A 26,176-nucleotide genomic window follows, 5' to 3' on the forward strand; every position below is an offset into this window, starting at 1 on the left:
GTGGTGAGGGCGAATGTACGAGGAGGGAGCGGCGGCCGTCGACCGGATAAAAGGGCGAGTCGTCAGCGGGGGAGCGCCTGTTCGGCCCAGATGGTCTTGCCCCGTTCGTTGTAGCGGGTTCCCCAGCCCTGCGTCAGCTGGGTGATCAGGTAGAGGCCGCGTCCGCCCTCGTCCGTCTCCTGGGCCCGCCTGACATGGGGAGAGGTGCTGCTGCCGTCCGACACCTCGCAGATCAGGTTGCGGTCGCGGATGAGCCGCAGGGTGATCGGCCCGCCGCCGTAGCGGATCGCGTTCGTCACCAGCTCACTGACGATCAGTTCGGTGGTGAACGCCTCCTCCTCCAGCCCCCACCGCGCCATCTGCCGCGCCGCCAGCTCCCTCGCCCGGCCGACCTGCTCGCCCCGCGCCTCTATCTCCCAGGCGACATGACGGTCCGCGGACAGCCCGACCGTCCGGGCCGCGAGGACGGCCACGTCGTCCTGATGGCGCGTCGGCAGCAGCTCGCGGATCAGCGTGTCGCAGACCTCCTGCGGGGTTGCCGACGACGGCGTACGGGAGAGGACGTCGCGCATGCGGCGCAGCCCGGTGTCGAGATCCCGCACCCGCGATTCCAGCAGGCCGTCGGTGTAGAGCACCAGCAGGTCACCGTCGCCCAGGGTGATCTCGCGCTGCTCGAACACGACACCGCCCAGCCCCAGCGACGGGCCGCCGGGCAGCTCGACGAAGTCGACGGCGCCCTCCGCCGACACCACCGCGGGCGGCGGATGACCCGCGCGGGCCAGCAGACAGCGGCGCGACACGGGGTCGTACACCACGTACAGGCAGGTCGCTCCCGCCGCCTGGGCCGCCTCGTCGCCGCGCTCGTCCAGGAAGCGGTTCATCTGGTCGTCCAGATGGGTGAGGAGCTCGGCGGGGGACAGATCGAGATCCGCGAGCGTGCGTACGGCGCTGCGCAGTCGTCCCATGGTCACGGCGGACTGCAGATCGTGTCCGACCACGTCGCCCACCACGAGCGCCACCCGGGCGCCGGACAGGGGGATCACGTCGAACCAGTCGCCACCCAGTCCCGTGTGCCCGCTCGCCGGCAGATAGCGGGACGCCGTCCGCAGGGAAGTCGGCGAGGGCAGCCGCTGGGGGAGCAGGCTGCGCTGGAGGGTCAGCGCCGTCGTCCGTTCCCGGTGGTACCGGCTGGCGTTGTCGGCGCACACCGCCGTGCGGGTCACGATCTCCTCGGCCAGCAGCACGTCGTCCGGTTCGAACGAGAGGGGGCTGCGGGAGCGCATGAAGACGGCGGCGCCCAGGGCGACACCGCGGGCGAACATGGGGACGAGCAGCCAGCAGTGGATCCCCGGCCCGCCGTCCGGCGACCGGCCGGGGCCGACGGCGGAGGGAACGGTGTGCAGCTGCTCCTGCGTCAGGAGGACGGATTCGCCTTTCGCCAGGGCGTCCAGGAACGGCGAGCCGGGGTCCGTCGCCCGCACGTCGGGGTCACCCACCTGCACCGTCCCGGCACCGTCCGGGCCCATGTCCTCGGCCGCGCCGATGCACGCGGCCCGGCGGAGCAACGGGGGATACGGCTGCCGGCCGCCGGCCGGCTCCCTGCCCGGGAAGAGTGAGTCCAGCAGGTCGACGTAGCAGATGTCGGCGAAGTCCGGCACCGCGACATCGGCCAGCTCCCGGGCGGTGCGCCACAGGTCCATGGTGGTGCCGATCCGGGTGGCGGCCTCGTTCGCCAGCACCAGCCGCTCGCGCGCTCTGACTCGCTGGGTCACGTCGGACACCACATGCGCCAGCGCGATCACCGTCCCCGACGCGTCCCTGAGGGGCAGGATCGACTCGGACCACACGTACTCGCCCGGCGAATTGGGCACGGGGCGGCCGATCACCTCGGTGTCGAGGAGCGCCTTGCCCGTCTTCAGCACCTGGCGCTGGCGGGCCTCCAGGGCGTCGAAGTCGATCAGACCGGGCGGAGCCATCTCCCGCATGGTGTGCCCGGCGTACTCGGTCCGCCGGAACACTCCGGCGCGTTGCTCCGTGAGGTTCTGGGCGACGAAACGCAGCTGTGTGTCGAAGACGTCAATGTGGAACGGGGAGTCGGTGAACAGCCCCTTCAGCAGGGCGCGCCCGAACTCGTAGGTGCGCAGCGCCTCCGGGCCGGCCGCCTGCACGAGCCACTGGCGTTCACCGTTCGCGGAGGTGAGGGGGCGGGCCCAGACCTCGGCCTCCACCGGCGTTCCGTCGCGCCGTCGCAGCACCAGGGTCCGCCGACGGTCGCCCATGTCCCAGTGCAGCATGATGTCCGCGACGTCGGCGGGGTCGTGGAGGAGCTCGTCCGCGCGACGGCCCAGCACCTCCTCCGCCGCGTGTCCCAGTATCGCGCGGGCTCCCGGCCCCCAGGCCGTCACCCGGCCGCGGGCGTCCAGCAGGGCGTCCGCCTCGCCTCCGGGCTCCGGGAACTCCCCGCCTCCGCGGAAGGTGATGTCACGCATCCCGCACCTCGTCGAGCACATCCGTGCCGGTGTGCCGGAAGAACGGATGTGAGTGTTTTGTGGATGTAAGCGTTTTACGGCACTTGCCCACATAGGTATTCCCGACGCCACGCGCGGCAACCGCCCCGATCGCTCGGCGTCGTGGGCCGATTCCGCTGCGCGACTGCGCGACTGTGCGGTGAGGACCTCAAAGGCGGCTGTACGTCTCGATGTCCTCGGTGAACTCCTCGATCGCCCGTGCGGTGAGCGTCGGCCGGGTGTCCGCGATGGCGGTCATGTAGTCCTCGGTGGTGGCCGGAGCGCCCCGGCGATGCGTGACCTCGCGTTCGAATGCCGTCTGCGCGCCCTTGCGGGCGGCGTATTCGATGTCGGCCGGGGTGAACAACTCGCTGGCCTCGACCAGCCGGGTGAGATCCACGGAGTCGGCGGCGGTCCGGAGATAGCGGGCCCAGATCGCGGCCCGGGCGGTGGGGTCCGGAGGGCCGATGGGGATGACGTAGTCGAACCGGCCCGGCCGCAGAAAAGCCGCGTCGAGGGACCGTACCGAGTTGGTGGCGCACGTCAGCATGCGTGTGTCGTGCTCACGGAAGACGGGGATCAGTTTGAGCAGCTCATTGGTCACCCCGTGGCCCGGATCGACGGCCTTGCCGGACCGGGCGCCGGCGATCTCCTCGACCTCGTCGATGAAGAGCAGCACCGAGTCCAGTTCCGCCAGGTCCGCGAACGCCTGGCGCAACGCCACGGCCAGTCCCTCGCTCGTGTCGGCGGCGAGCCGGGACGGGAAGAGTTCCACGAACGGCCAGCCGAGCCGGGAGGCCACCGCTTTGGCGAAGCTGGTCTTCCCCGTGCCGGGCGGACCGAACAGGATGACCGCCTTCGGCGGGGCGACGCCGAAGCGGTCGGCCAGCGCCGGCTCCGTCAGCGGAAGCACCACACGGCGTTCGACGACCTGCTTCTCCCGCTCCATGCCGGCCATGGCGTCCCAGAGCCCGTCGGGCAGCATCCGGCCGCCCAGCGCGGCCAGGACCTCGGCGTTGGCGGTGTCATCCGGCTCGATCTTCTCGTAGTAGGTCAGGTCGTCGCGGAACCGGTACCCGGAGTTCTCCAGCGCCTTCGTCCCGGCGGCCCCGGCGGGCAGCAGGGCGCTGATCCGCCGTACGCCGAGTGCCCGCAGGCGTCGTTCCAGCTCGGCGAGGAGGGCACTGCCGATGCCGCGCTCGCGCCAGCGGGAGGCGAGCGCCACCAGCAGGACCCAGCCTCGCGTACCGCCCGTCTGCGCCACGGCCATGCCGACCAGCTCGTCGCCGACCACCGCGACCACGGCCGTCTGACCGCTCTGTGCCGCGGCCATCACCTCGGAGACCGGAAACACGGGGTCCTCGTCGGCCGGCCGGCTCTGTTCCCAGATCCGGATCGCCTGGTCGAGATCGCTGTCGTGATAGTCACGCAGATGCCATGCGGGCATGGCCGTCACCTCACCCGGCCCGGGAGTGCCATTGTCTCCCTGAGGGCGTCACGCGACGAGCGGAGCGGGCGGCTCGTTCTCGGCGGTCCTCAGACGAGGTAGAGGTACTGCCGACCTGCGCGATGGAACCGTCGCGCGACCTGGATACCACCCGGGCCCACGCGAGCCCAGTTCGCCGGATGGCATTGCTGCAGTCCCACAGGTCGTACGGGCCGGCGGGGGATTTTGATTCGCATTGACGATGACGATGAATTGCCCCGCAGCGCCGTCCCAGTTGCAGTTCCAGCTCATGACGTTGGCATTGCGTGGGTCGGTGCCGGGCGCGACGAGACGGACGGCTGTGTCGTAGTAGTCCGGATCATGGAGATCCTGCACCTGCTGGGCCCTGATGTAGTTCGGGTTGCCGGCGTCACGCATGCGGTCTCTCCTTACCCCGGAATCAGCTCCGCGGTCCGCTCCCCGTTTCCGGAGATTCTGAGCACTTCCTGATGGAATTTCGAGTAGACCTGCGCCGCGCGGTCGAGGGCTCGCTCGATGTCCGTCGGCTCCATGTGCATGGCGTTCAACTGCCCCCGGTACAGGTACAGGAAGGTGTTGCACCCGATCTTCCCGAGGTCGACGCCGATTGGGCAGGGCACCCCTGTTCCGCCAAGAGCGGGGCGGAGCCGGACTCGGGGTTCTTTTCTGCGTCCATTGAGGCGATCACTCGACCGGTCTGCCGTCCTGATTCTCCAGTCTGCCTGTATAAGGGAGCGGTTCCCGCTGCAGTACACAGGAGATCCTGATGGTAGCCACCGCGCCGCTGCCCCCACCACGCGCAGAGATGCAGAGTGCGGAGGCGGTCGCGCCAGGAAGACACCGGATGCAGCCGCTGCTGTGGCCATTCGTTCTCACCTTCGGCGTGACCAGCTACGGTCTGACGGCTCCCGTGCTGGGGCGCGACGAACTGATCACCTGGGACGTGGTGACCCGCGACGCAGGACACATCCTTGTCACGCTGCACAATGTCGACGTCGTGCACGGCGCGTATTACCTGCTGATGCACCTGTGGGTGAGTCTCTTCGGTGACTCCGTCGTTTCCATGCGGCTTCCCTCGGTTTTGACCGCGTCCGGAGCCGCGTCCGTCCTGAGCCTGATCGGGAACCGGCTCTTCGGGTTGCGAGCCGGAATTCTCGCGGGAACTCTCTTCGCGCTCGTTCCGGCCGTGAGTCGCTACGCTCAGGAGGCACGCAGCTATGCCCTGGTGATCCTCCTCGCAGCACTCGCGACCCTCCTGCTGCTCAAGGTGCTCGACCACCCTCGCAGCCCCGGGCACTGGATCGCATACGCACTCACGCTGGTCGGCCTCGGACTGCTCCACGTGATCGCGTTGTCCCTCGTAGCAGCCCACGCCTGCCTGCTCGGGGCCCATGCGCGGCGTGACCGCTCCTTGTGGTGGAAGTCTGCCCTCGTCCTCCTGGCTGTCGTCGCCTTGCTCGCCCCGGTCGTCCTGCTCAGCCGGTCCCAGGCCGACATCCAGCTGGGCTGGATTCCGGTGCCCGACGGGTGGGCGCTCCTCTCCATCTGGCAGGACATCTTCGCCTCCGGGGCATGCGCCGGAGTGGTGATCGCGCTGGCCCTACTGGCTCGCTCGCCGCGCACGGCTGCGCTGCTCATGTGCGCCGTCTGGGGCGTCCTGCCCCCCGTGCTCGTGTGGCTCGCCTCCCAGGGCGACGTCTCCTACTTCCGCCCCGTGTACTTGCTGTTCACCGTCCCTGCCTGGGTCCTTCTCGCCGGCGCCGGCCTCAGCACCGCCTGTCGCTCCTGGAATGCAGCAGCGGCTCTCCTCGCGGTGCTGGCCGTCCTGAGCCTGTTCGACCAGAGACAAGTGCGACAGCCGTTCGACCACGACGGCCCCATCTTCCAGCTCCCCCTCGACTACAGGTCCGCGGCGGACCTGATCAGGAAGAACTACCGGCCCGGGGACGCCGTCGTCTACGACCGTGAGCACGCGTGGAAGGTCGACACCGGAGTCCAGTACTACCTGCCCCGCGGCCTCGAGATGCGCGACGTGTTCCTGCGGAGTGCTCCGCGGCAGATCAACCAGCTCTACGCGATCGACTGCTTCGTGCCGGACAGGTGCCTGAGGGGCGAGCAGCGCATCTGGCTCCTGGCCCACGGTGCCGACCAGAACCCGTTCAACGCCATCAACCAGGGCCAGGCCTCCGCGCTGCGGAACTGGTACGAGCCGTCCTGGAGCCGATCGTTGCCGGGGATGACCGTCACCCTGCTCGTACGCAACGACAAGCACTGGCCTTCTCCCCGGACCCGTGAAGGGGGCTGACCAGCCCACAGCGCGGCGCATCACGGGTGCCGCCAGGTACGCCACGGTCGGGTGATGGTCTCGCGGAAGGTGTCGGCTCCGCATCCGGCTCACGGTCCGGCGTCAGCGTCCGCGTCGCGTGACGGATCACGGATCGCACCGTCACAGACCCCGCACCGCCCGCAAGTTGGCCTGGTACTCCCCGACCCTGCGCCTTACCGGGTCGTGGACCGGCTCTCCGTACCGGGCACTCCAGGTGTCGGTGTTCGGCTCGACCGTGAGCAGCTCCTCGCGGCCCACGACCTGTACCGGCAGAAGGCGCTGTCAGACCGCGACGACAGCCTGGCCATGCAGTACCTCGTCAAGGACTGGACCTTCGACGGCAGACGCCGCTGCCTGGTACGGCCGTGGACCGGCCTCGGTCCGAGCGGCGGCGCCCCTTGGCCCGTCCGGGTGGACAACGGCGGGCGGGCGGACCGGGATCGAACGGATGATGCCCCCTCCAGCCGATCATGAGAGCCGGCGGGGCGAACAAGTCTCGGCCCTCTCATATCGCTTTCCGGGGTTGGTATATGAACCGCACGCGCAGACCGGTGACTCGCCTCCGGCTGACGGGCCGTCGGCTGCCGGGGTTCCTGACCGCATTGCTGACGGCCTGTCTGTTGCCCGTGGTGTCAGGAGCGTTGCCGCTGCTGTCGGCCTCGCCGGCCCACGCCGACGTGACGACCGTCTCGACCGACACGTTCCGTACCGGCTGGGACTCCAACGAGCCCGGTCTGTCGCCCTCCCAGGTGTCCAGCTCCGACTTCGGCCGGCAGTTCTCCACCGCCGTGGACGGCCAGGTCTACGCCCAGCCCCTGGTGGCCGGAAAGACCGTCGTCGCCGCCACCGAGAACGACAAGGCATACGGACTGGACTCGGCGACCGGAAAGATCAACTGGACGCGGGACTTCGGTGCGCCATGGCCGGCTTCGGCCATCGGCTGTGGTGACCTGACGCCCAACATCGGGGTGACCTCGACCCCCGTGTACGACCCGGCCACCAAGACCGTCTACCTCACCGCGAAGGTCAATGACGGTCCCGACACCAAGCATCCCAACTGGTACGTCCACGCCCTCGACGCGGCCACCGGCGCCGAGCGCAGCGGCTGGCCGGTGAAGGTGCAGGGCGCTCCGGTGAACGACCCCGGCCACCCGTTCAACGCGTACAGCGCCGCCCAGCGCCCCGGCCTGCTCCTGATGAACGGATCGGTCTACGCGGCCTTCGCCTCGTACTGCGACCTCGGCACCTACGTCGGCTATGTGCTGGGCGTCAACACCACGACCCGCGCGACCACGCTGTGGGCCACCGAGGACTCCGCCGCCAACGGCCAGGCCGGCATCTGGATGAGCGGCGGCGGCCTGGTCTCCGACGGGCCCGGCCGGATCCTCTTCACCACCGGCAACGGAGTCTCCCCGGCGCCCGGCCCCGGCTCCAAGCCTCCGGGCCAGCTCGCCGAGTCGGTGGTGCGGCTGGGCGTCAACAGCGACGGCACGATGTCCGCCCAGGACTTCTTCAGCCCCACCAACGCTCCGCAGCTCGACCAGAACGACACCGACCTCGGCTCGGGAGGCCCGGTCGCGCTGCCCGGCTCGCCCTTCGGCACCAGCCAGCATCCCCACCTCCTGGTGCAGATCGGCAAGGACGGCCGGCTCTTCCTGCTCGACCGGGACAGCCTCGGCGGCCGCAGCCAGGGGCCCGGCGGTACCGACGCGGTGCTCGGCAACTTCGGTCCGTACGAGGGCGTCTGGGGGCACCCGGCCGCGTACGGGGGCGAGGGCGGCTATGTGTACACGATCGGCAGCCACGGCCCGCTGCGGGCCTTCGCCTACGGGGTCACGGGCTCGGGACTGCCCGCGCTGTCCAGTGCGGGCGCGAGTACCGGCACCTTCGACTACACCACGGGCTCGCCGGTGGTCACCTCCACCGGCACCACACCCGGTTCCGCCCTCGTCTGGGCCGTCTACCCGGACGGCGGCAACAGCCAGCTGCGCGCCTATGATGCCGTGCCGGTGAACGGAACGATGAAGCTGCGCTGGTCCGGCCCGATCGGCGTCGCGTCCAAGTTCACCGTGCCCGCCACCGACGGCGGACGGGTCTACGTCGGCACGAAGGACGGCCATGTGCTCGCCTTCGGCCGCCCGTCGAACACCGCGCTGACCGGCAACCCGGTCGACTTCGGGAAGGTACAGGTGGGCAGTACCGGCAAGGCCACGGCCACCGTCACCGCGACGCGTGACGTGACCGTCACAGCGGTGTCCACGCCGTCGGGCAGCAGGTTCTCCGCCGCACCCACCGGCCTTCCGGCAACGCTGCACACCGGCGACACGTACTCGGTGCCGGTCTCGTTCTCACCGGCGACGTCCGGGGCGGACAGTTCGGTACTGAACTTCACCACCGATACCGGCACGACCGGACTCGGCCTGACCGGATACGGCGTCCAACCCGGCCTCAAGGCCGTCCCGGCCACGCTGGCCTTCGGCACGGTGGCCACCGGCACGTCCAAGACACTGGGTGTGAGCTTCACCAACACCGGTACCCAGGCCGAGACGATCTCGGCCACCAGTGCCCCGAGCGCCCCCTTCAGCGTCACCGGTCTGCCCGCGGCCGGCACCGTCGTCCAGCCCCAGCAGTCCGTCACCGTCCAGGTGAAGTACACCCCGACGGCCGCCGGGGACAACGCCGGGACACTTTCGGTCACCGGGCAGAACGGCACGGCGACCGTGAGCCTGACCGGCACGGCGGTGACCGGCCAGGCGCGGCTGACGGTCACGCCCACCTCCACCGACTTCGGGCAGGTACCGGTCGGGCAGTCGGTCACCAAGACCTTCGACATCAGCAACACGGGCAACATCCCGCTCACCATCACCAAGGCGGCACCGCCCACGGCTCCGTTCCAGGTCAGCAATCCGATCAGCGAGGGTCAGGTCATCGGCCCGGAGGACGTGGTGCACCAGTCCGTCACCTTCTCCCCGACGTCCGCCGGTGCCGTCACCGGCACCTACCTGCTCACCTCGGACGACGGCCGGGGCCCGCAGAACGAGACGCTCACCGGCACGGGAACCGTGGCCGGCACCGGGGTCACCGTCCCGGCGCCCGCGGCCGGCGGCTGGAAACTCAACGGATCCGCGCAGCTCTCCGGCAACGACCTCCAGCTCACCCAGGCCGCAAGCGACCAGGCGGGCTCCGCGGTCTTCCCCGTCCCGGTGGTGACCGACGGCCTCAAGGCGAAGTTCACGACCGTCATCGGCGGCGGGGGCGGCGCCGACGGCCTGACCTTCAGCCTCTTCGACCCGGCCAGGACCACCCCGAGCGCGCTCGGCGGCAAGGGCGGGGGCCTCGGCTGGTCGGGACAACCGGGCGTGGCGGTCACCTTCGACACGTACCGCAACGGGTCCGACCCGTCGTCGAACTTCGTCGGCATCGCCACCGCGGCGAGCGGCGACGACCTCACCTACGCGGCGACCACGTCCGCCGTGCCCAACCTGCGCTCGGGCACCCACGCCGTTTCCGTCTCCGTCACAGGAACCACCCTCACGGTCACCATGGACGGCACCCAACTGCTCCGGACCGCGGTGCCCTCGCTCGGCCCCACGGCGCTGCTGGGCTTCACCGGCGGCACCGGCGGGCTCACCGACATCCACACGGTGCGGGACGTGGGCATCACCGCCCCCTCGTACGCGGTGCCGCCGCCCGGCCCCAACGGCTGGACCTTCAATGGCTCGGCCGGGCTGTCCGGCACCGACCTGGTGCTCACCAAGACGGCCATGAACACCAAGGGGTCCGCCATCCAGGCCACCGCCGTACCGTCGGCGCGACTGCAGGCGCACTTCACCGCTTCGATCGGCGGCGGGAGCGGTGCCGACGGCCTGGCCTTCCTCCTGCTCGACGCCGCCAAGGCGCCCCCCACGGCGCTGGGCGCGGGTGGCGGCGGCCTCGGCTATGCGGGACTGCCGGGCATCGCCGTCGCCCTGGACACCTATCGCAACGGCAACGACCCTTCGGGCAACTTCGTCGGAGTGGCCGTCGGCGGAACCGGCGACAGCCTGCAGTACGCGGCCACCTCGACCGCGATTCCCGCCCTGCGGTCCGGTACCCACGCGGTCGACGTGAGCGTGACGGCCGCCGGGCACCTGCTGGTCAGCCTGGACGGCAAGCAGATCATCGACACCGCGGTGACCCTGCCCCAGAACGTACGGGTCGGGTTCAGCGGGGCCACCGGTGGATACACGGACAATCACACGGTCCTCAGCGGCGTCAAGATCGCCTACTGAGGCTCCGGTGGGCTGAGGAGAACACCATGCAGAGACCGATGACTCCCTTTCTGGCCGCCCTGGCCGTCGCGTCCTGCATGGCCGCGGCCCCGCAGCGGCACCCCGCGGCAGCGCCCACGCCCCCGCCGTTGACCGTCATGGTCGAGTACACGGGCACCCTGGGCCGCGTCCTCACGGCCCCGGACGGACGCACGCTCTACCGCTACGACCGTGAGGACGGCGGGACCGTCGCCTGTGTCGCGACCTGCACGGACACCCGTAGGCCATTTCTCACCCGACCCGGCACCGAACTCCGGCTGCCGCCCGGCATCGCCGGCAGGCTCGGCACGGTCTCCCGCCCCGACGGCGGCGATCAGGTCACGTACGACGGTTCGCCTCTCTACACCTACACCGCGGACGAGCAGCCGGTCGACACCAACGGAGAGACCCTCCACTGGCATGTGATCCAGCCGCGCAATGCCCGGGCGGCCTAGGTGTGTTGACCTTCGGGGGAGGGCGCGGCCCTCCCCCCGGCGGGACGTCACCGGTGAGCGAGCAGATTGCTGTTGATTTGCTCGAGGCTACCGGAGAGCAGTGATAGCAGGTCGCAGAAAATCTGTAGCCGGATTCGAGCGCATGAGTGCCCTGCCTGCTTCTGCCCTGTTCCGCCGCTCATCATCACGCTGGATGTAATGGCGGCAGGTATCGGCGATCTTGGCGTAGTCAGTGAAGGCCAGACCTGAGGCGAGCCGCGCTTCCTCTTCGGTGTCACAGCCGTGCTCGGACACCACGAACCTGCCGTTGGCCAACAAGTAGGAAACTCTTACGATCTCGAAGACCTTGGCCTCGTAGAAGTGAATGTTCAACACGATCTTCGCTCTGGCCAGCAGAGCATCGCGGGCTTCGCCATACACGCCAAACCGGGCAACGGCGTTGAACCCCTCCGAGGCGAGCTGCCGGATCGGAGCGAGGCGACGTTCGTTCAGCGAGCCGATGAACAGCACATCAATGTCCTCCTCGGCCATTGGTCGCATCCGCTCCAACTCGGCAACATGGCCAATGGGTACATGGCTGACGCCGTCCACACCCATGCGCTCGAGTTCGGCGACGTTACGCGCGCTGTAGTCCCAGATTGTGTGTTTTCGGAACAAGTCCAGCATCCCTTGTGTGATCCAAGGGGAACGATCGGAGACCTGCTCCAAGTTATATAGGATGGAATTCTCTGGCAGGATATCGGTTGGATTCGGGTGACGCCCTAGAAGGTTGGATCCAAAAATGATGTGCCTGCGACCGGGCAGTCGAAGATCGTGGGTCAGTACACTGTCATGGCCGAGCTGCAGCAATGCCAAATGAACGGTCGTGGCGACCTCTTTGAACGCTTCCCAATGCTGATACCCCGGTGGGCGAAGGACAGTTACCGCGAACCGCACAAACCTCTCCTTCAATCTTTGGCGTTGAGCAGGCATTGTCAACTCGGGTGAGCGCTGAAGATCCATTGATAGGCGGCCAGGCCCATCAGTTCGGCCTGATTCAGGTCTTCGAAGGTGAGCCTCCCGAGCTTGATTCTTTTGTTGGCCGGATTGGTGAAATCGACCATCGGTGCGTGCTGGGAGAGCATAGTGAATCCGCAACTGGCAATTGTGAAGTCGGCACGGATGAGGGCTTCTTCGATTGTCGACCGGGTGAAGAAGCGCAAGTGGGTGCGGTCCAGAATGCCCGCGTCGAGGTAATCCCACCGGCCATTGACCAGAGCCTGAACAATGTCCACGTTCTGAATGTTGGGTACGCTGACCACAATGGTGCCGCCAGGCTGGATGATGCGCCTGAGCTCCCGCAGCATCCGCCAGGGATCGGCGAGGTGCTCGAGGACGTCGGCGCAGACGATGCAGTCCACCGACTGGTCAGGCAAGGGGAGCGGGCCGGTTTCGACGTCCCCGACCAGCACAGCGTCCAACGAGCGGGCGGCCACGGCTGCCGCGTCGGAGTTCATCTCGATGCCGATGTAGTTGCAGTTCTGGCGTTGTTTGATGGCTGATCCCATGGCGCCGGCGGCGCAGCCGAGCTCGAGCACGTTGCGGGCGCTCTCCGGGACGACTTGGACGATCTCAGGGCGAGGGTGGGAGAAGTACTGCGAAGTGTCGGTACTGTCAACGGGAAGCGGTTCCGCCGGCCGCCACCGTTCCTCCGACGGTCCCAGTCGTGTAAGTAGCTCCGTTGTGGTCGGCATGGGCCGGTTTCACCTCGAGACGACGGTCAGTTGCATCGTCCGGTCCAGCTCGAGTTCCAAGGGAACTGGTGTCTTGTGATCCGGGCGGCCTGACTACAGTAATTGGAGCCCCACACTCGACCGTGAACCGTGCACGCGGTGTGTCGCCGCCCCAGGAGGCGAGAAAGTACTAAATAACCGCCGCATGCCTCTTCATTCTGCGATGAAATTATCATCGCAGACGCTGGCAGTAGCGACGGCACGCAGGGAATCGCCGCAGCGGTCGGCGCAAAGGTCATTCATGTGCCATGGGGAGATGGATTTTGCCGCTGCGCGTCATGCGAGCCTTGAAGCGTGTAAGGGCGTCAGCTGAGCAGTGTTGCCGGGCTGCCCCCGTTCGCCTCGTAGCCCGCCACCGCCAGGGCGCGGTAGACGGCGAACTCCGCGGCCGGGTCGGGGGAGAGGGACCAGGGGAGGGCGCCCACATGGCCGTCGACGTGTATCAGCTGGTTCATGGCCTCTGCCCAGCGCTCGGCGCGGACCAGGAAGAAGACCAGCAGATGGCGGACGTGCGCCGTCATCGGGTCGTCGGGGCGGGCGGCGTGCACCGCGTGGAGCGCGCCGTGGATGGCCTTGGTCACGACCTCGCTCTGGTAGAAGCTGCTGACCAGGTTCACCTCGGGGAGGTGCTCGAAGACCGCGAAGAGCGGCATCGCGGCGAGCAGGGAGCCCTGGGGTGCGCGCGCCGCGGCCGCCTCCGCGAAGGAGTACGCCAGCTCGCGCGAGCCGTGCCACTTCTCGCACCAGTAGTGCAGGGCCGCGAGATGGGCGCCCATGTGGGCCGGGTCCCGGTCCAGGATCTTCAGCCACAGCTTCTCGAACTCCGGCTGTGGGTACGCCAGTCCGCGTGCCACCGCCAGTTCGACGATGTGCGGAACCGGGTCGCCGGGAGCCAGCAGCGCGGCCTGTCCGCACGCGTCCCTGGCCTCCTCCATGATGATCCGGAATTCGTCCGTGCCCGGGGTCGAGGTGCGCCACGCCTGCTGTACCAGGAACTCCGCGTGCACGGCCGCGCCGCCCGCGTCCTTGGGCTGCTCGGCCCGCCACACCCGCAGCCACTGCCCGCCCGGAGTCTCATGGACCCCGCCGGGCCGCTGCTGCAGCTCCAGCGCCGCCGCGCCCGCGAAGGCCTGCACCCGCTGCCAGCGCAGCTCGCCCTCCGTCTCGGTGCCGGCCAGCAGCTGCGCGGCGGCCCGGTAGTCCTGGGTGCGTTGCACCAGGTCCAGGACGTCGAGCAGGTCCTGGTCGGGGCCGGGCATCCGGATGTCCAGCTCCTCCTCGCGTGCGAAGCCGTAGGTCGCCGGGTCCGCGGCGTCCGGGTGGTCCGGGTGGACACGCTCGATCATCCCGCGCCTGCGCCGCAGGACCGGGAGCAGTGCGAAGCTCAGCATGAGCAGCGCCATCAGGACCCAGAGAATCTCCATGGCTCAAGCGAACCAGACGCCGCCGACAATTGGCCAACCCGTCCGGCTCCGCCTGTGGAAAACCGTCCGGCCGGGCCGCCGCATGCACCGTCGCGTATGGGGAAAACCCTTGCTTCCAGCCGTGTGCGACCCGCTGTCCGGCAGCAGTGCCGCGGGCGCACTACCCTCGGTGCACATGAGCGACAGGCACATCAGTCAGCACTTCGAGACCCTCGCGATCCACGCGGGCAACACCGCCGATCCCCTCACCGGCGCGGTCGTCCCGCCGATCTACCAGGTCTCGACCTACAAGCAGGACGGCGTCGGCGGCCTGCGCGGTGGCTACGAGTACAGCCGTAGCGCCAACCCGACCAGGACCGCCCTGGAAGAGAACCTCGCCGCGCTGGAGGGCGGCCGTCGCGGCCTCGCGTTCGCGTCCGGTCTGGCGGCCGAGGACACCCTGTTGCGTACGCTGCTCAGCCCCGGCGACCACGTGGTCATCCCGAACGACGCGTACGGGGGAACGTTCCGCCTCTTCGCGAAGGTCGTGTCCCGGTGGGGCGTGGAATGGTCCGTCGCCGACACCAGCGATCCGGCAGCCGTACGGGCCGCCATCACCCCGAAGACCAAGGCCGTGTGGGTGGAGACGCCCTCCAACCCGCTGCTCGGCATCACCGACATCGCTGCCGTCGCTCAGATCGCCCATGACGCGGGGGCGAAGCTCGTCGTCGACAACACCTTCGCCACGCCCTACCTCCAGCAGCCGCTCTCGCTCGGCGCGGACGTCGTCGTGCACTCGCTCACCAAGTACATGGGCGGCCACTCGGACGTGGTCGGCGGTGCGCTGATCGTGTCCGACCAGGCGCTGGGCGAGGAACTGGCGTACCACCAGAACGCGATGGGCGCGGTCGCCGGGCCCTTCGACTCCTGGCTGGTGCTGCGCGGCACGAAGACGCTCGCGGTGCGCATGGACCGGCACAGCCAGAACGCCACGAAGATCGCCGACATGCTGAGCCGGCACGCGCGCGTGACGCGGGTCCTGTACCCCGGCATGCCGGAGCACCCCGGTCACGAGATCGCCGCCAAGCAGATGAAGGCGTTCGGCGGCATGGTCTCCTTCCAGGTCGAGGGTGGCGAGCAGGCGGCCGTCGAGGTGTGCAACCGCGCCAAGGTCTTCACCCTCGGGGAGTCCCTCGGCGGCGTCGAGTCCCTCATCGAGCACCCCGGCCGCATGACGCACGCGTCCGTGGCCGGTTCGGCCCTGGAGGTCCCGGCCGACCTCGTCCGCCTCTCCGTGGGCATCGAGAACGTCGACGACCTGCTCGAGGACCTGCAGCGGGCGCTGGGCTAGGGCCTGTCCCAGCAGCGGCGCCGGTTCACCAGCCGGTGATCGGTGGAGTCGTCTGGGAGGGCGGCTCCACCCAGGGCCGGGCCGTCACGGCCCACACGGTGAAGGCCACGGCCGCGGCGAACAGCATCAGCCACATGAGACGCCGGGCCACGGTCCTGCGGCGCAGCATGCGGCTCCCGCGCCGCACGACCTCCGCGTACAGCTCCGGCGGCACCGGGGGCGGCACCTGCTCCATGATCCGCCGCGCGGCGGCTTCGCGCTCTGGCCGGTTCACCTGTGCCTCCCGTCGTCCCGCCGCCTCACGACGGTGCCACCTTCGCGCCCATCACGGCCGGTGGCTGCCCCCGGCGCGGATGCAGCAGAGTGGCCGTCGCCCGGTCGCAGATCGCATGGACCCGTTCCGGCGGGAGTCCGAGCAGCGCCGCCACCTGCTCCTCGGCAACCCCCTCGTACAGCCGCAGGACGAGGATCAGGCGTTCCTGGGGGCTGAGGACGGCCAGTGCGCTTCTGGGATGCGGGCGGCCGCGGCCGAGCCCGCCGTACTGGTGCCAGGCCCCGCGTGCGAAGCGCGTGGCGAGGTACTGGCGGGCGCGGTCGTACGGGTCCTCGCCGCGCAGCCGGTCCCAGCACGCGTACGTGTGCGCGAGGGCCAGGGTGAGCAGCCGCCGCGCGCGCGGGTTGCCGTCCGGCGCCTCCGCGGTCAGCAGCGTGGCGGCATGCAGCAGCCGCCCTGCCGCGCCCGCGACGAATGCTTCGAACTCCCGGGCCCGGCGGGCGCTTTGGGACGCCTGCCGTTCTCGCACCGCGCCTCCCGCCTGAGGGGGCCCTGCCGGTACGGAATGCGGAACCGTGTACGACCAGGACCCGGTCTCATATGAGGCCAGCGGCGGCCCGGGGTCAAGAGCCCGGCGCTCAGGAGGCCGGCGGAGTCTCCGGTGCGGGCACGCCCGGGACGGCCATCCGCGTGGAGAGGGCGGTGTTGAAGCGCGTGAGGAGCGTGCAGAACGCCTCGCGCTCCTCCGGCGCCCAGTCGTGTGTCAGCTCGGCCATCAACTGACGCCTGGACGAACGAACTTCCTCCAGCCGGGACAGCCCGCGCGGGGACAGCTGGAGCACCACCGCCCGCCCGTCCTCGGGGTGCGAGGTGCGCTTGACGAGCCCGGTGTCGACCAGGGGGGCCACCTGCCGGGTGACGGTCGACGAGTCGATCCCCATGCTCGCGGCGAGCGCCTTGACGCCCATCGGTCCTTCCTTGTCGAGGCGGTTCAGCAGCAGGTACGCGGCGCGGTCCATGGAGTTGCGCACCTGTCCGACGCCACCGAGCCGGGTCTGTTCGGCACGGCGGGCGAAGACCGCCACCTCGTGCTGCAGCGTGTCGAGGAGACCGGTGTCACCGACGGTCGTCATGTCCATCGACATTTCAGGTGTTGTGGGCATGGCCGGGGGCTCGCTTCATGAAGAGTGCTGGGTTGGGGGACAGGGTACGCGGCCGGGGGGCGGGCCGTACCAGGGCTGCGCAATCCGGTCTCGGAGCTTGGTCACACCAGCTGTGCGCGACTGTGAACTGCGAGACTTGTGTCATGAGCTACAGCACGGCTGACTCCTTGCGGCCCGTCACCCTCGACGACGTGCGCGGCGCCCAGAAGATGCTCACGGGTGTGGCGCGGGTGACCGCGATGGAGGGCAGCAGGCATCTGTCGCAGCTGGTGGGCGCGCCGGTCCACCTCAAGTGCGAGAACCTCCAGCGGACGGGGTCCTTCAAGTTGAGGGGCGCCTACGTCCGTATCGCCGGCCTGCTGCCCGAGGAGCGCGCCGCCGGTGTTGTCGCCGCGAGCGCCGGGAACCATGCGCAGGGCGTGGCGCTGGCCTCCGCGCTGCTCGGCGTGCACGCCACCGTGTTCATGCCGCGGAGCGCCCCGCTGCCGAAGATCAGCGCGACCGGGGACTACGGCGCCGAGGTGCGGCTGCACGGTCAGGTGGTCGACGAGACGCTGGCCGCGGCACGGGAGTACGCGGAGGAGACGGGCGCCGTCTTCATCCATCCCTTCGACCATCCCGACATCATCGCGGGGCAGGGCACGGTCGGCCTGGAGATCCTGGAGCAGTGCCCGGAGGTGGGCACGATCGTCGTCGGTATCGGTGGCGGCGGGCTCGCGGCCGGTATCGCGGTCGCGGTGAAGACGCTGCGGCCGGACGTGCGGATCGTCGGCGTGCAGGCGGCGGGCGCGGCCGCGTACCCGCCCTCGCTCGCGGCGGGGCGGCCGGTGGTGATCGAGAACCCGGCGACGATGGCCGACGGCATCAAGGTGGGGTGTCCGGGCGACGTGCCGTTCGGGATCATCGCCGACCTGGTGGACGAGGTCCGCACGGTCACCGAGGACCAGCTGTCGGCCGCGCTGCTGCTGTGCCTGGAGCGGGCCAAGCTGGTCGTCGAACCGGCCGGCGCGAGTCCGGTCGCGGCGCTGCTGGCCGAACCCGGAGGCTTCCCCGGGCCCGTGGTCGCGGTGCTCTCCGGCGGGAACGTCGATCCGGTGCTGCTCCAGCGGGTGCTTCGCCACGGCATGGCCGCGCAGGGCCGCTACCTGGCCGTCCGGCTGCGGCTGACGGACCGGCCGGGCGCCCTCGCCACGCTTCTCGGGGTGTTGTCAGTGGTGGACGCTAACGTCCTCGACGTGAGCCATGTACGGACCGATCCACGGCTCGGGCTCACCGAGGCGGAGGTGGAGCTGCACCTGGAGACAAAGGGCCCGGCGCACTGCGCCGAGGTCGGCCAGGCCCTGCGCGAGGCGGGATACACGGTCATCGATTGAGGTCGGAGACCTCGCCGACACTTTTCCGTCACCTTGCTCGGGCAACGTCGAGCCCGTCACTCGTTCGGGCCATGACGAGAAAATTCCATTGAGTGACGCGATACATCGCGTTATGGTCTGTTGCGCAGCCACCCCCAGCCTTTTCGCCCCATCCCCAAAGACGTGGAGATTCATATGCCAGGCGCCATCTACGCCGAAGGCCTGGTGAAAACCTTCGGCGACGTAAGGGCACTGGACGGCGTCGACCTCGATGTCCCCGAGGGCACGGTCCTCGGCCTGCTCGGGCCGAACGGCGCCGGCAAGACGACGACCGTCCGATGCCTGACGACCCTGCTCCGCCCCGACAGCGGCAAGGCCGTGGTCGCGGGCGTGGACGTCCTCAAGCACCCCGACACCGTCCGCCGCTCCATAGGCCTGTCCGGTCAGTTCGCGGCGGTCGACGAATACCTCACCGGCCGCGAGAACCTGCAGATGGTCGGCCGGCTCTACCAGATGGGCGCGAAGGCGGCGAAGGCCCGCGCGGTGGAGCTGCTGGAGCAGTTCAACCTCACGGACGCCGCCGACCGCCCCACCAAGACCTACTCCGGAGGCATGCGCCGCCGGCTCGACCTCGCGGCCGCACTCGTGGTGTCGCCGCCCGTGATGTTCATGGACGAGCCGACGACGGGCCTCGACCCGCGCAACCGCCAGCAACTGTGGGACGTCATCAAGCAGCTGGTCTCCGGCGGTACGACCCTGCTGCTCACCACGCAGTACCTGGAAGAGGCCGACCACCTGGCCCACGACATTGCCGTCGTCGACCACGGCCGTGTCATCGCCCAGGGCACCTCCGACCAGCTCAAGGCCCGCACCGGCGGCGAGCGCGTCGAGGTCGTCGTGCACGACCGCGAGGACATCCCGACCGCCGCCGAGGTGCTGAGCGGCTTCGGCAAGGGCGACACCACGGTCGAGGAGCACACGCGCAAGCTGACCGTCCCCGTCACCGGCGGTGCCAAGCTGCTCGCCGAGGTCATCCGGGAACTGGACACGCGCGGCATCGAGATAGACGACATCGGACTGCGCCGCCCCACCCTCGACGACGTCTTCCTGTCCCTGACGGGACATGTGGCGGAGGAGAACGACGAGGGCAACGGTGCCTCGAAGAAGACCGGTGACCGGAAGAAGAACAAGGAGACCGCGAAGTGAGTGCCGTAACCGACGCGACGCCGGTCGCGGCCCCCCGCAACCCGTTCAGCCGGTCCCTCCGCGACTCGCTGATCGTCGCCCAGCGCAATCTGATCCGTATGTCCAGGATCCCGGAGATGGTCATCTTCGGGCTCATACAGCCGATCATGTTCGTGGTGCTGTTCACCTATGTGTTCGGCGGATCCATGAAGATCGGCACCAGCACCAACGCGGTCGACTACAAGAACTTCCTGATGGCGGGCATCTTCGCGCAGACCGTCACGTTCGCCACCGCCAGCTCCGGTGCCGGCATCGCCGACGACATGCACAAGGGCCTCATCGACCGTTTCCGCTCCCTGCCCATGGCACGCGGCGCGGTGCTGACCGGGCGCACGCTCGCCGACCTGGTCCAGACGGCGCTGACCCTGCTCGTCCTCGCCGTCGTCGCCCTGCTGGTCGGCTGGCGCACGAGCACGTTCGGGGACACCAATGCCGCGAGGATCTTCGGTGCCTTCGGCCTGCTGCTCCTGCTCGGATACGCGTTCACCTGGATCGGCGCACTGATCGGTCTGACCGTCCGCACCCCGGAGGCGGCCACCTCCGGCGGGCTGATCTGGCTCTTCCCGGTGACCTTCATATCCAACGCGTTCGTGGACACCAGCAATATGACCCCGTGGCTGCGCCACGTCGCGGAGTGGAACCCGTTCAGCGCCACGGTCCAGGCGTGCCGTGTGCTGTTCGCCAACCCCGGCCAGTCCCACTCGGACGCCTGGCCCATGCAGCACCCGGTCTGGGCCTCGCTGATCTACTCGATCCTGATCGTCGTCGTCTTCCGCACGCTGGCAGTCCGGAAGTACCGCTCGGCCACCGCATGACGAGGCCCCCGGCGTCTCGCGGACGCCGGGGGCTCGCCGGGAAACCGGCAGCCGGGATCAGCCCGAGTAGGGCTCGGCCTTGAGGATCCGCACCGAGGCCTTCTTGCCGTTCGGCAGTTCGTACTCCGCGTCCTCGCCGACCTTGTGGCCGATCACGCCGGAACCCAGCGGGGACTGCGGCGAGTACGTCTCGACATCGGCGCTCGCGTACTCGCGCGACGCGAGCAGGAACGTCATCGTGTCGTCCTCGTCGCCGTCGAAGGCGATCGTCACGACCATGCCGGGCGCCACGGCACCGTCCGCGGAGGTCGGAGCCTCGCCGACCTTGGCGTTCTCCAGAAGCTGGGTCAGCTGGCGCACACGGAGCTCCTGCTTGCCCTGCTCCTCCTTGGCCGCGTGGTACCCGCCGTTCTCGCGCAGGTCGCCCTCCTCGCGCGCGGCCGCGATCTTGGCGGCGATCTCCGTGCGCGCAGGACCAGACAGGTACTCCAGCTCGGCCTTGAGCTGGCTGTACGCCTCCTGGGTCAGCCAGGTGACGTTCTCGCTGGTCTGGGTCACAGGTGCTCCTCGTAGGTACTGGGAATACAAAGCATCGCCCTACCCAGAAGAATGTTCCTTCACGGATGGGCGAAACCACGAGCCTAACAATTCAACGGCTGAAGGGGGAGGACATAAGCCATCAGAATTACATCAACGCAGGTCAGCGCGGACGCGCCGGGGCGATGTCAGCCGGCGTGGCAGCCGAGCAGCTCGGCCGTCGTGCCCCGGGCCGTTGTACGGAGCGTCACGACCTTGTCGATGCGTGTGGCCGAACCGGTGAAGCGGAAGTCCGCCCGGCCGACCTCCGTGCCGTCCGCGCTCTGGGAGCGCAGTGTGCAGTAGCCGTCGACGCCGGCGTCCTTGTGGACCTCCAGATGCACCTCGACCGCACTGTCCGAAGCCTTGAAGGCGATCACCTGCGCGCTGATCTCGTTCTTTGCGACGTAGTGGTAGGCGAAATAGCCGACCAGTGCCAGCAGGACCGCGCCGAGCGCGATCCCGGTGATCTTGAGTCGGCGGTCGGAGCGCTCGTCCGAGGAACGGCCGTAGCGGCCCTCGGGCAGCCGCGTGCTCGCCGTACTCATGATCGTCCTCTCGGCAGGTCGGGACATACGCCCCGAAAAGGGACTCCGAGGCCGGACCCCGGAATTATTCGCCCCCCGATTCGGTCACTATAGAAGCGCCGATCGCACCCGAAGACACCCGGGCGCCGACTTACTGAGGATTGAGTCTTGACTGATCAGTTGCGACTGATGGCCGTTCATGCGCACCCCGACGACGAGTCGAGCAAGGGCGCGGCCACCATGGCGAAGTACGTGTCCGAGGGGGTGGACGTGCTGGTGGTGACCTGCACGGGCGGGGAGCGCGGCTCCATCCTCAATCCCAAGCTGCAGGGCGACAAGTACATCGAGGAGCACATCCACGAGGTACGCAAGAAGGAGATGGACGAGGCCCGCGAGATCCTCGGCGTCGGGCAGGAGTGGCTCGGCTTCGTGGACTCCGGCCTGCCCGAGGGAGACCCGCTGCCCCCGCTGCCCGAGGGCTGCTTCGCCCTGGAGGACGTCGACAAGGCGGCCGGCGAGCTGGTCAAGCAGATCCGCTCGTTCCGTCCCCAGGTGGTCACCACCTACGACGAGAACGGCGGCTACCCGCACCCCGACCACATCATGACCCACAAGATCTCCATGGTGGCGTTCGAGGGCGCGGCGGACACCGAGAAGTACCCGGAGTCCGAGTACGGCCCCGCCTACCAGCCGCTCAAGCTCTACTACAACCAGGGCTTCAACCGCCCCCGCACCGAGGCGCTGCACAAGGCGATGCTCGACCACGGCCTGGAGTCGCCCTACGGGGAGTGGCTCAAGCGCTGGAAGGAGTTCGAGCGCAAGGAGCGCACGCTCACCACGCACGTGCCCTGCGCCGACTTCTTCGAGATCCGCGACAAGGCGCTGATCGCCCACGCCACGCAGATCGACCCCGACGGCGGCTGGTTCCGGGTTCCGCTGGAGCTCCAGAAGGAGGTCTGGCCGACCGAGGAGTACGAGCTCGCGAAGTCTCTCGTCGATACCTCCCTCCCCGAGGCCGACCTCTTTGCGGGCATCCGCGACAATGCCTGACATGAGCGCGAGCCTGGCACTGACGCACCTCGTCCCCCTGGCCAAGGAGGTCGACGAGAACAAGGTCACCCCCGGCGTCCTCGGCTTCATCGTCTTCGCGGTGATGGCCCTGGCCGTGTGGGGCCTGATGAAGTCCATGAACAAGCACATGGGGAAGGTCGACTTCAAGGAGGCCCCGGACCCGAAGGCGGAGTCCGGGACCTCCGTGGCCGACCCGAAGGCGCAGCGGGGCTGACCCAGGGCGCGGGGCCGACCCAAGGCGCAGGGCCGACCGGTGTCACTGCCTGGCCGGCACCGGGACCCCCATGACCTCCCGGGCGTGCCGGTCCGGCACCATGCCGAGCCGCCACGCCTGCCAGCCCGCCTCGAGGTTCACGCCGCGCTCCAGCAGCAGCGCGTACGCCGCGGTGTACTCGTCCAGCTTCCTGTCGCGGGCCCGGTGCGCGGTGCGGGAGAGCTGGGCCAGCTCCTCCTGGGCGACGGCCGTGCCGACCTCCACGCCGCCGGGCGCGGCGTAGGGGAGCATGGTGCAGCGCAGGAAGCGGGCCCAGTCCTCGCCGCGGCGGTCGCCGTACCCGGTGAACAGGCCGATCGCCTCGTCGCACAGGGCGAGGGCCTGCTGGGTGCGGGCGTTGCCCGCGTCCACGACCGCCAGCTCCAGGCAGGTCCAGGCCTCGCCGTGGGCCACGCCGATGCGCTGGAAGTCGGCGCGGGCGTCGACGAGCAGCTGCCTGGCGAAACCCGAGTTCCGCAGCGAGCCCGTCTGCGCGGCGCGCTGGTCCCGGGTCACCCGGGCCGAGTGGTGGCGGGCGCAGGCCAGGCCGTAGACGTCGCGCATACGGGAGAACATCGTGCGGGAACGTTCCAGCTCGCGGACCGACAGATCCAGGTCGCCCGTCTCCTCCAGCGCCTGGCCCAGGTAGTAGACCGTCCAGGCCTCGCCGCGCACGTCCTCGTTGTCGCGGTGCCGGGCGGCCGCCCCACGCAGTCCGTCCACCGCCGGGGACGGGTCGCCGGCCACCAGCCGGGCACGGGCCAGCTGGGTCAGCGCCCAGGCCTCGCCGCGGGCGTCGCGGGTACGGCCGTAGCGTTCCAGGGCTGCCCGCAGCTCTTCCTCCGCACGCGGCACGTCCCCCGTCCGCAGCCCCAGCTGGCCCAGCTGGAAGTGGGCCCACGCCTCGCCGTGCACGGATCCGCCCTCGCGGTGCAGGACCAGGGACCTGCCGAGCAGGTCCAGCGCCTCCGGCAGCCGGCCGCGGTCGCGCTGGACCGCGGCCAGCGCGTGCATCGTCCAGGCGCGGTCCGTCGCCAGTTCGGGCGCCGCCTGCAGATCCAGGGCCTCCTGCAGCTTCGCCGCCGCCTCCGTGAGATTGCCCTGGTGGTGCAGCGTGATGCCGAGCGAGCACAGGGCACGGGCGGCGCCCGCGTCGTGATGCGCCTCCATGTAGAGATCGACGACGGAGGTCAGGGTGGTACGGGCCTTGTCCAGCTCGCCCAGCTGGCGGGCCGCGATGCCGGTGCGCCACTGCACCGAGCGCACCAGCAGGCCCTGGTCGACGGCCTGTGCCAGTTCGCTGATCTCGCCGAGGCGGTAGAGGTCGCCGCGCAGCAGGCAGTAGTCGCACAGCGCGCCGAGCAGGTTCAGTACGGCCGCCTGGTTCACGCCCTCCGCGTGGCGCAGGGCCGCCGTGATGAAGCTCGACTCGTCGTCCAGCCAGCGCAGCGCCTCGTCGAGGGAGGTGAAGCCGTGCGGGCTGAAGCGGTCCGAGCGGGTGGACACATTGCCGTCGACCAGACGCAGCACGGAGTCGGCGAGTTCCGCGTAGTTCACGATCAGGCGCTCCTGCGCGGCCGTACGCTCGGCAGGCTCCTCCTCGTCCAGGAGACGGGCCTGGGCGAAGGCGCGGACCAGATCGTGCAACCGGTAGCGGCTGCCGCGGACATGGTCGATCAGCCCCGCCTGCGCGAGCGCCACCAGATGGCGGGTCGCCTCCGCCTCGTCCGTGGCGAGCAGGGCGGCGGCCGCCGCCGCGCCGAGCGAGGCGCGGCCGGCGATGGCGAGTCTTCTCAGCAGCCGGCGCCCGGACTCGGACTGGTCGCTGTAGCGCAGCCACAGCGCGCGCTCGACCGGTTCCACCGGTCCGTACGCCGCCAGGTCCGTGGCCAGCCGGCGCGGTGAGCGCGGGCCCAGGGCCGAGCCGGCGATGCGCAGCGCCAGCGGCAGCCCGCCGCACAACTCCCTGATCCGGTCGGCCGATTCGGCGTCGTAGGGCCCGGACATCTCCTGCGCGGCCGCACCCAGCAGTTCCTCGGAGCCGGCCGCGTCCAGCGACTCGACCGGGAGGTGGTGCACCCAGGCCGAAAGGTCCGCGGGCAGGTCGAGAGCTTCCCGGGCGGTGACCAGGACCAGGCTGTCGGAGCGCTCGGGGACGAGCGTGCACACCTGCTCGGGGTCCGAGGCGTCGTCCAGCACGATCGTCACCGGAAGGCCCGTCAGATGCTGGTGGTACAGCTCGCTCAGTCGCTTGACCTGCTGGTCCGGGGAGGAGCGCTCGCGGAACAGGAGCTGTTCGCGGGGCGCGCCGAACCGGTTGAGCAGATGCAGCAGGGCGTCGCGGGTGGGCAGCGGCGGTTCGTCCCGGCTGTCACCGCGCAGATCGACGACGACGGCGCCGCGGAAGTGGTCCTTGAGGTCGTGTGTGGCGCGGACGGCGAGCGTGGTGCGGCCGGAGCCGGGCGTCCCGTGCAGTACGACCACGGTCGGCCGGGTCTCCGTGGCCGCCCTGGCCGCCTGCACCCACTGCCGGATCCGGGCCAGCTCCTGCCGCCGCCCCGCGAACGGCCCTTGCGGCTCCGGAAGTTGGCCGAACGACTGCTCCAGCACCGTACGCCTGCGAGCCGCCGCGCTCTTGTCCGAGCCGCGCAGCCGAGGGCCGGTCTTCTTCGGGCCGGTGGAGGCGCTGAGCACCCGCTGCTGGTCGAGGAACGGGCGGATGCCGCGCACCTCCAGTGCCGTCAGCCACTGCAGGCGCAACTGCTCGGGGCCGCCCGGCTGTCCGACGGCTCCGGCGCGGTGGTGGGCGGCGGGCAGATGGGAGCCCGCCACCTTCACGACGGTGGCGGCCGCGCCCACGACGCCCACGGCCACGCCCGCGCCCACCGCAGTGCCCGCGCCGGTGCCGAGGGAGAGGTCGGCCACGGTGGCGGCGACCGCGGCAACGGCCGCTATCAGCAGGGGAGTTCCGGCACCTTCGCGTGCGTAGCGCTGTCCGAAGGTCTGCCGTCCCGCATCGGCCTCGTCCAGGCGGCGTGTATAGGCCTCGTACTCCTCCGCCGCGGTCTGGGCCATGGCGTCCAGTGCGCCGCGCGCCCGTGACAGCAGTACCTGTCCGTCCACGCGCCCGCCCGAGCGCCGTACCTCCTCCTCCACGGCCCGGACCACCAGCCGCTCGGCCTCCGCCCGATGGCTGTCCCGCATGTCACGTCCCCCTCCGGCGGCAACTCCTTTGACTACGAGTGTCCTTCGGGGGAGGCGGGAGCGCGAGGGGGCGACGATCACTGACTCCACTTCCGTGACCCTGAGTCCACTCGATCGTTCTTGTTGGA

At 69.7% G+C, this 26,176-nt stretch carries 23 protein-coding genes; 10 read left to right on the forward strand and 13 right to left on the reverse strand.

Annotation, left to right across the window (positions count from 1 at the left end; translation table 11 throughout):
• Positions 1-62: 62 nt before the first annotated feature.
• The 4 genes from Q8A52_RS08705 to Q8A52_RS08720 all read right to left on the reverse strand — a co-directional run bounded on the left by Q8A52_RS08705 (position 63) and on the right by Q8A52_RS08720 (position 4,592).
• Positions 63-2,489, reverse strand: a complete 2,427-nt coding sequence (locus Q8A52_RS08705) for a SpoIIE family protein phosphatase (protein ID WP_316747794.1) — start codon at positions 2,487-2,489, stop codon at positions 63-65.
• Between the two features lie 187 nt (positions 2,490-2,676).
• The gene (locus Q8A52_RS08710) at positions 2,677-3,954 is read right to left on the reverse strand and encodes an ATP-binding protein (protein WP_316747796.1); all 1,278 of its coding nucleotides are present in this window, start codon (positions 3,952-3,954) and stop codon (positions 2,677-2,679) included.
• Positions 3,955-4,002: 48 nt separating this feature from the next.
• The gene (locus Q8A52_RS08715) at positions 4,003-4,371 is read right to left on the reverse strand and encodes a hypothetical protein (protein WP_316747798.1); all 369 of its coding nucleotides are present in this window, start codon (positions 4,369-4,371) and stop codon (positions 4,003-4,005) included.
• Positions 4,372-4,382: 11 nt separating this feature from the next.
• Positions 4,383-4,592, reverse strand: coding sequence for a hypothetical protein (locus Q8A52_RS08720; protein ID WP_316747800.1), 210 nt, complete (start codon positions 4,590-4,592; stop codon positions 4,383-4,385).
• Positions 4,593-4,738: 146 nt separating this feature from the next.
• Between Q8A52_RS08720 and Q8A52_RS08725 the strand changes: the two genes are divergently transcribed.
• From Q8A52_RS08725 to Q8A52_RS08740, 4 genes are all read left to right on the forward strand, one after another.
• On the forward strand, positions 4,739-6,277 hold the full coding sequence (locus tag Q8A52_RS08725; RefSeq protein WP_316747802.1) for a glycosyltransferase family 39 protein: 1,539 nt from the start codon (positions 4,739-4,741) through the stop codon (positions 6,275-6,277).
• 204 nt (positions 6,278-6,481) lie between these two features.
• Positions 6,482-6,772 (forward strand): hypothetical protein, encoded by a 291-nt coding sequence (locus Q8A52_RS08730; protein ID WP_316747804.1) that lies wholly within the window; start codon positions 6,482-6,484, stop codon positions 6,770-6,772.
• A 77-nt stretch (positions 6,773-6,849) separates the two neighbouring features.
• Positions 6,850-10,569 (forward strand): choice-of-anchor D domain-containing protein, encoded by a 3,720-nt coding sequence (locus Q8A52_RS08735; protein ID WP_316747806.1) that lies wholly within the window; start codon positions 6,850-6,852, stop codon positions 10,567-10,569.
• Positions 10,570-10,595: 26 nt separating this feature from the next.
• Positions 10,596-11,042: a COG4315 family predicted lipoprotein gene (locus tag Q8A52_RS08740; RefSeq protein ID WP_316747808.1), complete on the forward strand. Its 447-nt coding sequence runs from the start codon at positions 10,596-10,598 to the stop codon at positions 11,040-11,042.
• Between the two features lie 87 nt (positions 11,043-11,129).
• Here Q8A52_RS08740 and Q8A52_RS08745 read toward each other — a convergent pair whose 3' ends face one another.
• The 3 genes from Q8A52_RS08745 to Q8A52_RS08755 form a co-directional block, all read right to left on the reverse strand.
• Positions 11,130-11,978, reverse strand: coding sequence for a CgeB family protein (locus Q8A52_RS08745; RefSeq protein WP_316747810.1), 849 nt, complete (start codon positions 11,976-11,978; stop codon positions 11,130-11,132).
• Positions 11,979-12,016: 38 nt separating this feature from the next.
• Positions 12,017-12,775 carry a class I SAM-dependent methyltransferase gene (locus Q8A52_RS08750; protein WP_316747812.1) on the reverse strand — a complete coding sequence of 253 codons (759 nt, stop codon included), beginning with the start codon at positions 12,773-12,775 and terminating at the stop codon, positions 12,017-12,019.
• Positions 12,776-13,119: 344 nt separating this feature from the next.
• Positions 13,120-14,238, reverse strand: coding sequence for a hypothetical protein (locus Q8A52_RS08755; RefSeq protein WP_316747814.1), 1,119 nt, complete (start codon positions 14,236-14,238; stop codon positions 13,120-13,122).
• Between the two features lie 175 nt (positions 14,239-14,413).
• Here Q8A52_RS08755 and Q8A52_RS08760 point away from each other — a divergent pair, with 175 nt between their 5' ends.
• On the forward strand, positions 14,414-15,568 hold the full coding sequence (locus Q8A52_RS08760) for a cystathionine gamma-synthase (protein WP_316747816.1): 1,155 nt from the start codon (positions 14,414-14,416) through the stop codon (positions 15,566-15,568).
• 25 nt (positions 15,569-15,593) lie between these two features.
• On the opposite strand, the gene Q8A52_RS08765 is transcribed toward Q8A52_RS08760, so the two are convergent.
• The 3 genes from Q8A52_RS08765 to Q8A52_RS08775 form a co-directional block, all read right to left on the reverse strand.
• Positions 15,594-15,842, reverse strand: a complete 249-nt coding sequence (locus Q8A52_RS08765; protein WP_316747819.1) for a hypothetical protein — start codon at positions 15,840-15,842, stop codon at positions 15,594-15,596.
• 25 nt (positions 15,843-15,867) lie between these two features.
• Positions 15,868-16,371 carry a sigma factor-like helix-turn-helix DNA-binding protein gene (locus Q8A52_RS08770; RefSeq protein WP_316747821.1) on the reverse strand — a complete coding sequence of 168 codons (504 nt, stop codon included), beginning with the start codon at positions 16,369-16,371 and terminating at the stop codon, positions 15,868-15,870.
• A 109-nt stretch (positions 16,372-16,480) separates the two neighbouring features.
• Positions 16,481-16,987, reverse strand: coding sequence for a MarR family winged helix-turn-helix transcriptional regulator (locus Q8A52_RS08775; RefSeq protein ID WP_316747823.1), 507 nt, complete (start codon positions 16,985-16,987; stop codon positions 16,481-16,483).
• Between the two features lie 161 nt (positions 16,988-17,148).
• Between Q8A52_RS08775 and ilvA the strand changes: the two genes are divergently transcribed.
• The 3 genes from ilvA to Q8A52_RS08790 all read left to right on the forward strand — a co-directional run bounded on the left by ilvA (position 17,149) and on the right by Q8A52_RS08790 (position 20,417).
• Positions 17,149-18,378, forward strand: coding sequence for a threonine ammonia-lyase (gene ilvA / locus Q8A52_RS08780; RefSeq protein WP_316747825.1), 1,230 nt, complete (start codon positions 17,149-17,151; stop codon positions 18,376-18,378).
• Positions 18,379-18,552: 174 nt separating this feature from the next.
• Positions 18,553-19,563: an ATP-binding cassette domain-containing protein gene (locus Q8A52_RS08785; RefSeq protein ID WP_316747828.1), complete on the forward strand. Its 1,011-nt coding sequence runs from the start codon at positions 18,553-18,555 to the stop codon at positions 19,561-19,563.
• Positions 19,560-20,417, forward strand: a complete 858-nt coding sequence (locus tag Q8A52_RS08790; protein WP_316747830.1) for an ABC transporter permease — start codon at positions 19,560-19,562, stop codon at positions 20,415-20,417. The genes Q8A52_RS08785 and Q8A52_RS08790 overlap by 4 nt, the downstream gene beginning before the upstream one ends.
• Before the next feature lie 57 nt (positions 20,418-20,474).
• Here the strand turns inward: Q8A52_RS08790 and greA are convergent, their stop codons facing one another.
• Positions 20,475-20,975: a transcription elongation factor GreA gene (gene greA, locus Q8A52_RS08795; RefSeq protein WP_316747832.1), complete on the reverse strand. Its 501-nt coding sequence runs from the start codon at positions 20,973-20,975 to the stop codon at positions 20,475-20,477.
• Between the two features lie 167 nt (positions 20,976-21,142).
• Positions 21,143-21,541 carry a DUF4307 domain-containing protein gene (locus tag Q8A52_RS08800; protein WP_316747835.1) on the reverse strand — a complete coding sequence of 133 codons (399 nt, stop codon included), beginning with the start codon at positions 21,539-21,541 and terminating at the stop codon, positions 21,143-21,145.
• A 147-nt stretch (positions 21,542-21,688) separates the two neighbouring features.
• Here Q8A52_RS08800 and mca point away from each other — a divergent pair, with 147 nt between their 5' ends.
• The gene (gene mca / locus Q8A52_RS08805) at positions 21,689-22,570 is read left to right on the forward strand and encodes a mycothiol conjugate amidase Mca (protein ID WP_316747836.1); all 882 of its coding nucleotides are present in this window, start codon (positions 21,689-21,691) and stop codon (positions 22,568-22,570) included.
• Position 22,571: 1 nt separating this feature from the next.
• Positions 22,572-22,805: a hypothetical protein gene (locus Q8A52_RS08810; protein ID WP_316747837.1), complete on the forward strand. Its 234-nt coding sequence runs from the start codon at positions 22,572-22,574 to the stop codon at positions 22,803-22,805.
• Between the two features lie 42 nt (positions 22,806-22,847).
• Here the strand turns inward: Q8A52_RS08810 and Q8A52_RS08815 are convergent, their stop codons facing one another.
• Positions 22,848-26,048: a tetratricopeptide repeat protein gene (locus tag Q8A52_RS08815; RefSeq protein ID WP_316747838.1), complete on the reverse strand. Its 3,201-nt coding sequence runs from the start codon at positions 26,046-26,048 to the stop codon at positions 22,848-22,850.
• Positions 26,049-26,176 lie beyond the last annotated feature (128 nt).

The sequence above is a fragment of the Streptomyces herbicida genome, assembly GCF_032656585.1.
Classification (GTDB): domain Bacteria; phylum Actinomycetota; class Actinomycetes; order Streptomycetales; family Streptomycetaceae; genus Streptomyces; species Streptomyces herbicida.